Below are 3916 nucleotides of genomic sequence, written 5' to 3' on the forward strand. Positions count from 1 at the left end.
GGCATACGTCCGGTGCGATCATTGCTTACGTCGAGGATCGCAAGGATACGTGGAAAGCCTGTGGCTTCGCCGAGCTCATCGTCGTCAATGACGCGACCGCCTATGACGCTTGTCACGATCCGCTGGTTCTCGTCATCACCAAGCGGCAACTGGCTCGCAAAGGCAGTGCCGCGGTCTTCTTCGATCGCCAATCGGCGACCACGCCGGCGACGATCAGCTTCGCGGTGGACAGCCCATATCGGCCCTGGCACACGCAACGCAAATACTCGCGCGAGGCGAGAGGGCTGGCACCCTTCAAGAAACCCGAGAAGCCCGTGGTCAACCCACAGCCGCCTCAGTAGCGGCGGATCAGGCCAACGAGCTTGCCTTGCACCTTGACCCTGTCCGGCCCGAAAATACGGGTTTCATAGGCTGGATTGGCTGCTTCGAGAGCAATCGAGGCGCCCTTGCGGCGGAACCGCTTCAGCGTCGCTTCCTCTTCATCGACCAGCGCCACGATGATCTCGCCAGGCTGGGCGGTGTCGGCGTTGCGGATGATGACGGTGTCACCGTCGAAGATGCCGGCGTCGATCATCGAGTCACCCTTGACCTCCAGCGCATAGTGCGCGCCGCCCATGATCATGTCCGGCGGCACGGAGATCGAATGCGTCTGATGCTGGATGGCATCGATCGGCACGCCGGCGGCGATGCGGCCCATCACCGGTATCGACACGGCGGAGACCGCATCGTCGTCATTGCCGGGCGAGGGCATCCGCGAGGGCGCCGGCTTGATCTGCCGGCCAAGAGCACCACCCTGACCGAGACTGCCCTGGATAACGCTTGGCGAGAACTTCTTTGCCGCGTTGAGGCCGGGCGCGATCGAGTCCGGCAGCCGCAGCACTTCCAGCGCGCGTGCCCGGTTGGGCAGCCGGCGAATGAAGCCGCGCTCCTCAAGGGCCGTGATCAGCCGATGGATTCCGGATTTGGAGGCAAGGTCGAGCGCCTCCTTCATCTCGTCGAAGGATGGCGGAATGCCGCTCTCCTTCAGGCGTTCATGGATGAACATCAGCAGTTCATGTTGCTTGCGTGTCAGCATGGCGGCCCCCAGATTACCTGAAACCAGAATCGAAAAACAAACCCAGAACAAACCCTATCTGTTCCAGTTGTGTTCTGCAACCGTTTAAAGTTTAATGAATTTGTTAAGGCGGCCGAAATTAATTGACGCTGCCAGCGGGTCGCGATCGACAGGCGTCGAGCGCGGCGATGCGCCTGCTCACATTGAAATTATTATGGTTAATGACCTGTGGCTCATCTCGGCCCAAGGCTTGGCATTACCAGTCTATCGACCTCCACAAGGGACGATATCAATCTTCTTGACGTTCGTTTGCCGTGAACGAAACGGAGCCAAAACGCCAACCTCTGTTGGCATTTGTGGCTGGAAATTCAGCCCTCCGTCATCTGCCAGGCAGTCAGGGCGGCGGCGGTGGATCGCAGGTATCGTAACGTCAGGTAACGGCTTCCTTGACGGCGAAGCGCTGGTCCTTCCATGCACCCGTACGCAGAATGTCTTCCAGCACCTCAACCGCCAGCCACACGTCCTTGTAGCCGACATAGAGCGGCGTAAAGCCGAAGCGGATGGTCGATGGCGCGCGAAAATCACCGATGACGCCGCGCTCGATCAGCGCCCGCATGATTTGATAGCCGTGATCGTGAAGGAACGACACCTGGCTGCCACGCCTGGTCGTATCGCGGGTGGTCTCCAGCGTGAGACCGTAGGCGCCGCACTTGGCTTCGACGAGTTGGATGAACAGTTCTGTCAGTGCGACGCTCTTCTTCCGCAATGCCGCCATGTCGACGTCGCTCCAGATGGCAAGCGCGCCTTTGAGCGCCCGCATCGACAGGACCGGTTGCGTGCCGCACAGAAAACGGCGGATGCCGGTGCCGGCAACATAACCCCGTTCGAAGGCAAAGGGCCGAGCATGACCCCACCAGCCGCTAAGCGGCTGGCTGATATCGCCGTGGTGGCGCTGTGCTGCATAGATGAAGGCCGGCGCGCCCGGACCGCCGTTGAGGTACTTGTAGGTGCAGCCGATGGCGAAATCGGCATTTGCGTGATCGAGCTCGACGGGCAGGGCGCCGGCGGTGTGGCAAAGATCCCAGACGATCAGCGCTCCGGCCGCATGAGCTTTGCGCGTCAGCGCCGCCATGTCGCGAAGTTCACCCGATTTGTAATTGACGTGGTTGACCAGCACCACCGCGACGTTTTCGTCGATCAGCTCTTCGATGGTCGGCGCGTCGACACCCGCGAGGCGCAGCAGGACACCATCCCGGGTCGAGGCCACGCCTTCGGCGATGTACAGGTCGGTGGGAAAACTGTCACCTTCGGCGACGATGGCCGACCGGCCGGGCCGCATCTCCAGCGCCGCATGCAACACCTTGTAGATGTTGGTCGATGTCGTGTCGCAGACAACGGTCTGGCCGGCCGCGGCCCCTATCAGGCGTCCGAGCTGGTCGCCGAGTTCGATCGGCATCTCGAACCATCCGGCCGTGTTCCAGGCCCGGATGAGATCCTGGGCCCATTCCTGGGTCGCCGCCTGCTGCAGCTCGCCGAAAACGGCATGAGATGCTGCCCCCAGTGAATTGCCGTCGAGATAGATCACCCCCTCCGGCAGAATGAAACGGTCGCGCATGGCACGCAGCGGATCCGTGGCATCCATGGCTTCGACTGCGGCGAGATCAGGAATTCCACTCATGGTCGGTCAGTCCCCGGTTGTTCGCGAAAGGTTTTCGGCCACAGAGCGCCCCTTCGGTGAGCCTGTTCTCATTTCGATGATGTCAGAGCCGGGTGCGGACCGTCCACAGCTCCGGAAACAGCACGACCTCGAGCATTTTCTTTAGATACGAAGCACCCGACGTGCCGCCGGTGCCGCGTTTCAGGCCGATGATGCGCTCCACCGTGGTGACGTGATTGAAGCGCCAGCGGCGGAAATAGTCCTCGAAGTCGACCAGCTTCTCGGCCAGTTCGTAGAACATCCAGTAGCGCTGCGGATCGCGGTAGATGGTCTGCCAGGCGACCAGCACCTCTTCATTCTCGGTTCGCGTCTCACGCCAGTCCGTGCGCCTGGCATCGGCACCGATGTCGAATCCGTTGCGCGCCAGAAGCAGCAGCGCTTCGTCGTAGAGCGACGGCTCGGCCAGGATCGCTTCCAGCTTGCCGCTCAGGTCCGGCCGGTGCTTGTGGGGCCCGAGCATGGCGAGGTTGCGGTTGCCGGCCATGAACTCGATGGCGCGATACTGCCAGGACTGGAAACCCGAGGATTGGCCGAGCGCGTCGCGGAACTCGGTGTATTCGCTGGGCGTCATTGTCCGCAGCACATCCCAGGCATTGTTCAACTGCTCGAAGATGCGGGCGACGCGCGACAGCATCTTGAAGCTCGGCTCGAGGCGATCGGCGCGGATGGAGCGGATCGCGGCGCCGATCTCGTGCAGAGCGAGCTTCATCCAGAGCTCGGAGGTCTGATGCTGGATGATGAACAGCATCTCGTCATGCGCAGAAGACAGCGGCGTCTGGGCCTCCAGCACCTTCTCCAGGTGCAGATAGTCGCTGTAGGACATGCGCTCCTTGAACGACATTTGGGCGCCTTCGGACGCCGGATCGTACGGCTCGCTCAATTGATTTTCTCCGTGCGCAGCCGGAAGCGCTGGATCTTGCCGGTCTGGGTCTTGGGCAGCGCTGCGATGAATTTCACCGATCGCGGGTATTTGTAGGGCGCGATCGTCGCCTTGACATGGTCCTGCAGGCGCTTGGCGGTCAACGCGTCGGGCGCCACGCCTTGCACCAGCACGACATGCGCCTCGACGATCTGGCCGCGCTCGGCGTCCTCGGCCCCGATGACAGCGCATTCGGCGACATCCGGATGCGACAACAGTGCCGCCT

Annotated in this window: 3 protein-coding genes and 2 pseudogenes; 1 reads left to right on the forward strand and 4 read right to left on the reverse strand. The window is 61.9% G+C overall.

Translation table 11 applies throughout. The annotated features are described in order from the left end of the window. A pseudogene (locus tag EN943_RS35640) lies at window positions 1-341 on the forward strand (competence protein); the annotation flags it as partial. On the opposite strand, the gene lexA reads toward EN943_RS35640, so the two are convergent. The 4 genes and pseudogenes from lexA to EN943_RS35660 all read right to left on the reverse strand — a co-directional run. Beyond that, window positions 335-1075: a transcriptional repressor LexA gene (lexA, locus tag EN943_RS35645; RefSeq protein WP_027036651.1), complete on the reverse strand. Its 741-nt coding sequence runs from the start codon at window positions 1073-1075 to the stop codon at window positions 335-337. The pseudogene EN943_RS35640 and the gene lexA sit on opposite strands and share 7 nt — an antisense overlap. 409 nt (window positions 1076-1484) lie before the next feature. Beyond that, window positions 1485-2732, reverse strand: coding sequence for a kynureninase (gene kynU / locus EN943_RS35650; RefSeq protein WP_127416460.1), 1248 nt, complete (start codon window positions 2730-2732; stop codon window positions 1485-1487). 82 nt (window positions 2733-2814) lie between these two features. After that, the gene (gene kynA, locus EN943_RS35655; protein ID WP_027036649.1) at window positions 2815-3651 is read right to left on the reverse strand and encodes a tryptophan 2,3-dioxygenase; all 837 of its coding nucleotides are present in this window, start codon (window positions 3649-3651) and stop codon (window positions 2815-2817) included. After that, window positions 3648-3916: pseudogene (locus EN943_RS35660) on the reverse strand (2-aminobenzoate-CoA ligase); the annotation flags it as partial. The gene kynA and the pseudogene EN943_RS35660, both read right to left, overlap by 4 nt.

It is taken from the genome of Mesorhizobium sp. M7A.F.Ca.US.006.01.1.1 (assembly GCF_003997935.1).
Lineage (GTDB): Bacteria > Pseudomonadota > Alphaproteobacteria > Rhizobiales > Rhizobiaceae > Mesorhizobium.